Source organism: Streptomyces sp. NRRL B-24085 (assembly GCF_001282115.1).
In the GTDB taxonomy this organism is placed as follows: Bacteria; Actinomycetota; Actinomycetes; order Streptomycetales; family Streptomycetaceae; genus Streptomyces.
Genome location: NZ_LJBR01000190.1, coordinates 1 through 4494, shown reverse-complemented (window position 1 = coordinate 4494; position 4494 = coordinate 1). Strand labels below are relative to the sequence as shown.

Genomic DNA, 4494 nt, shown 5'->3' with positions numbered 1-4494 from the left:
CCCAGAACCCCTACGCGGGCGCCCCCGGCCAGCCCGCCGTGGACCCGCGCACCGGTGCCGCCTGGCCCGCCGCCGTCCAGCACGACCAGCGGCAGCAGGTCGCCGGCGCGGGCGCTCCGCTCGGCTACAACGCCGCGGTGGAGCTGACCTCGGACCGGCTCGTCAACAGCAAGAAGCAGAAGGCCAAGAGCAGCCGCCCCACTCCGGGCGGGTCGAAGTTCAAGCTCGGCGGCAGGAAGGAGGAGCAGGAGAGGCAGCGCAAGCTCGACCTCATCCGCACCCCGGTGCTGTCCTGCTACCGGATCGCGGTGATCAGTCTCAAGGGCGGCGTGGGCAAGACGACCACGACGACCGCGCTGGGCTCCACCCTCGCCACCGAGCGGCAGGACAAGATCCTCGCCATCGACGCCAACCCGGACGCCGGCACGCTCGGCCGCCGGGTGCGGCGCGAGACCGGCGCGACCATCCGTGACCTGGTCCAGGCGATCCCGTACCTCAACTCGTACATGGACATCCGCCGGTTCACCTCGCAGGCGGCCTCGGGGCTCGAGATCATCGCGAACGACGTCGACCCGGCCGTGTCCACGACGTTCAACGACGAGGACTACCGGCGCGCGATCGACGTGCTGGGCCGCCAGTACCCGATCATCCTCACGGACTCGGGCACGGGTCTGCTCTACAGCGCCATGCGCGGGGTCCTGGACCTCGCCGACCAGCTCATCATCATCTCGACGCCGTCGGTGGACGGCGCGAGCAGCGCCAGCACGACCCTCGACTGGCTGTCGGCGCACGGGTACGCGTCCCTGGTGTCGCGGTCCATCACCGTCATCTCGGGGGTCCGCGAGACCGGCAAGATGATCAAGGTCGAGGACATCGTCACCCACTTCGAGCAGCGCTGCCGCGGAGTGGTCGTCGTCCCGTTCGACGAGCACCTGGCGGCTGGTGCCGAGGTGGACCTCGACATGATGCGGCCGAAGGTCCGGGAGGCGTACTTCGACCTCGCCGCGATGGTGGCCGAGGACTTCGTGCGGGCCCAGCAGGAGCAGGGCCTGTGGACCGGGCAGCCCGGCCACCAGCCGCCGACCATGGCTCCCCCGATGCCGGGTCAGCCGCAGGCCCAGGCCCAGCCCCCGGCCGCACAGCCGCCGTTCCAGGGCTTCCCCGGCGCCCAGCCCGGCCAGCCGTGGCAGCAGCCGGGCCAGCCCGGTCAGCCGCAGCCCGGCTTCCCGCAGCCGCCGTACGACCCGAACGCGGGTCAGCCGCCGCAGCAGTAGCCCCACACGCGAAGGGGGCCGGCACCTTCCCGGTGCCGGCCCCCTTCGCGCTTGGTCAGGCTTGCGCGCCCTCGATCAGCTCACGGCACCGCTGCACGTCGCCGGCCATGGCCTTGAGGAGCGCGTCCAGCGAGTCGAACTTCTGCTGCCCGCGCACGTAGGCGAGGAAGTCCACCGCCACGTGCAGCCCGTACAGGTCGAGGCCGACGCGGTCGATGGCGTACGCCTCCACCGTGCGCTCGGTGCCGTCGAACTGCGGGTTGGTGCCGACCGAGATCGCGGCCGGCATCGCCTCGCCCTGCGCGTGCAGCCAGCCGGCGTAGACGCCGTCGGCCGGGATGGCGGTGTGCGGGAGCGTCTCGACGTTGGCGGTCGGGAAGCCGAGTTCACGGCCGCGCTGGGCGCCGCGCACGACCACGCCCTCGACCCGGTGCGGGCGGCCCAGGATCTCCCCGGCGCCCTCCACGTCGCCCTCGGCGACCAGGCGCCGGGTGAGCGTGGAGGAGAAGGGCTCGCCGCCGCCGGCCGCGCCGGTCACGTACAGGTCGACGACCTCGACCTCGAAGTCGTACGTCTTGCCCTGCTCGGTGAGGAAGTCGACGTTGCCCGCGGCCTTGTGGCCGAAGCGGAAGTTGGGGCCCTCGACGACCGCCTTGGCGTGCAGCTTGTCGACGAGGACCTTGACGACGAACTCGGCGGGCGAGAGCTTCGAGAACTCGGTGGTGAAGGGGAGGATCAGCAGTGCGTCCACACCCAGTTCGGCCATGAGCTCGGCGCGGCGGTGGTGCGGGGCGAGCAGCGGCGGGTGGCTGCCGGGGCGGACGACCTCGCTGGGGTGCGGGTCGAAGGTGACGACCACGGAGGGGACGCCCAGCTCGCGCGCCCGGTCCACGGCATGCCGGATGATGAGCTGGTGCCCGCGGTGGACCCCGTCGTAGGAACCGATGGTGACGACGCTGCGCCCCCAGTCCTCGGGGATGTCCTCCAAGCCACGCCAGCGCTGCACTGTGACCGCTCCTCGTCGAACCCGTGTCCGGATGAATCTCTAGACCTGCGCAGGTCTAAGGGTGCCATGCCGCGTGCCCGTCGCCCGCATCGGCATGGGGGCTGTGACCCGACGCACGCGGGCCCGGAGCCTCCGTTTCACCGGCTCAGGCCGGAATCCGCACCCCCGCGAGGTTCTCGATCATCCGCCGGGTGCCGGGGCCGACCACCGCCGCCCATTCCTGCGGGCTCTCGGCGAACCAGCCCGCCACCAGCGCGGCGAACCCGGGGACGTGCCGGCCGAGGTCGACGAGACCGCGGTCGAAGCGGGCCGCGCCGTCCGGGGTGGTGACGAGGAGGAGGCCGATGCGGTGGACGAGGTCCCGCATGCCGGCGTCCACGCGGGCGGCGGCCGCAGGCAGCAGGGCGACCAGGACCGCGGGCTCCCGCTCGTGGTCCATGAGGAGGTCGAGGAGTTCCTGCCGGAGTGGGGTGGAGGCCGGCTCGCCGGGCCCGGCGAGCACGGCCGCCAGCGCGGCCCGTACCCCTTCCGGGCCGCCGTCGAGGAGTCCGGTCACCAGCGGGAGCAGTACGGCCCGGGCGGCGGGGCCCTGGTCGAGGCGTCGGTCGACGTACGCGGCCACGTCCCCGGCCGTCTCCGGGCGCCGCTCCACGACCTCCCGCACCAACGCGGCCACCCGGCGGGACAGGGCGGGCGTGGTGACGTCGGCGAGCGTGCGCAGCGCCGCTCCGGCGCCCGGCCTGCGCAGCCGCTCCCGGAAGGCGTCCAGGACCGCGTCGGGGTCGGTGGCGAGCGCGGGGACCAGCGCGTCCGGCGGGAACTGCGGGTCGCCGGCCGCGAAGTGCCCGAGCGCCTGCGGGAGATGACGGGCACGCGTGCGGGGATCGCGGACCAGCAGGGCGAGCGCCCCGCCGTGCAGGGCGCGGTCCTCGGGGCGGTCGAGCAGAGCGAGGGCCGTGTAGCACAGGAGTTCGCGGTCGGCGTCGGTGCGCACGTGCGGGGCGGCACGCAGCCCGTAGGCCGCCGCGGCCACCCTTCTCGCGGGCCGCTCGTCGTGCGCCCACCGGTCCACGGCCCGGCACACCGCCGACGGCTCCTCCTCGGCCAGCACGGCGAGCAGTTCGTCGGCCCGCCGGTGCGCACAGCCGACGAGCACCTCGGCGAGGTCGTCCAGGGCCCGGCTCCGGTGCGTGTGCAGCAGCGCCTGCGCGGCCGTCGCCACGGTGGCGTGCGGGGTCGCCGGCAGCGGCCGCTCGTCGTCGAACCACCGGGTCAGGTGCGGCTGTACGGCGGTGGGGTCGGCGGCGAGCAGCTCCGCCACCGCGTCCAGGAACCGGGGGCCGGGTTCGTGCGGCGGCCCGTCGGCGAGGACGAGCCGGCGGAGCAGGTCGAAGCGGGTGCCCGGCGGGAGCCTGAGGGCGGTCCAGAAGGCGGGCCCGAACACGGGCGGGACCGGCTCGTCCTGGCGGCGCCGGGCCACGAGACGGTCGGCGAGCTGCCCCAGGACATCGGTGTACGGGGTCGCGTCGGGCACCCGCAGCAGGGTCTCGGCGCACAGGCGGGCGGCCCACCAGGAGTGCGGGTCGGCGTCGAGGGCGTGCAGCAACTCCTCGAGCCGGTGCGCCAGTCGGGGTGTGCCGTGCTGGCGGGCGACGAGGAGCAGGGCCTGTACGACGGGCCCGATGCGGTGGTGCGGGACGGGCAGGGGGTGTTCCGGGCCGGTGCGGCGGCGGTGGACGAGCGCGCGCAGGGCCTCGTCCAGGTCCAGGTGCATGCCCTGGATCCAGTCGGCGAGCTCCTCGTGGGCGAAGCGGTAGCCGGTGCCGGCGGGCACGAGGAGGCCCTCGGTGAGGACGGCGGAGGCCCAGCCGCTGCCGCCGAGCCGCTTCGGGGCCGGCCCCCAGGGGAACAGCGCCTCGAAGGTGGCCCGGTCCAGTTCGCCCTGGCCGGGGCCGAGGCTGCGGCGGGCGGCCTCGTGGACCTGGCCGGAGACCTTCGCGGCGAGTCGGCGGACGGCGGTGCCGCGCAGCCCGCTCGGGGTGGCCAGCCGTACCGCGACGCGCAGGCACATGAGGTCGAGGTAGGCCTCGAAGACCTGGTCGCGGTCCACGGTGGCGTGGGGCGCGTGCGGGAGGGCGGCGCGGACCTCGGAGAGGAGGCGGAGGGTGAGGGGATGGCGGGCGTCGGCGTCTGCGAGCGTGCCTTCGGGGAGGG

Annotated in this window: 2 protein-coding genes and 1 pseudogene; 1 reads left to right on the top strand and 2 read right to left on the bottom strand. The window is 74.6% G+C overall.

The features are described 5' to 3' along the window. A partial coding sequence (locus tag AOJ26_RS21220) for a MinD/ParA family ATP-binding protein (protein ID WP_143663603.1) occupies window positions 1–1274 on the top strand: 1274 nt, incomplete at its 5' end. A gap of 55 nt (window positions 1275–1329) precedes the next feature. Here the strand turns inward: AOJ26_RS21220 and AOJ26_RS21215 are convergent. Both AOJ26_RS21215 and AOJ26_RS21210 read right to left on the bottom strand, forming a co-directional pair. Next, complete coding sequence (locus AOJ26_RS21215) at window positions 1330–2280, bottom strand: bifunctional riboflavin kinase/FAD synthetase (RefSeq protein ID WP_053849908.1); 951 nt, start codon at window positions 2278–2280, stop codon at window positions 1330–1332. Between the two features lie 145 nt (window positions 2281–2425). Beyond that, window positions 2426–4494 (bottom strand): annotated as a pseudogene (locus tag AOJ26_RS21210) (serine protease); the annotation flags it as partial.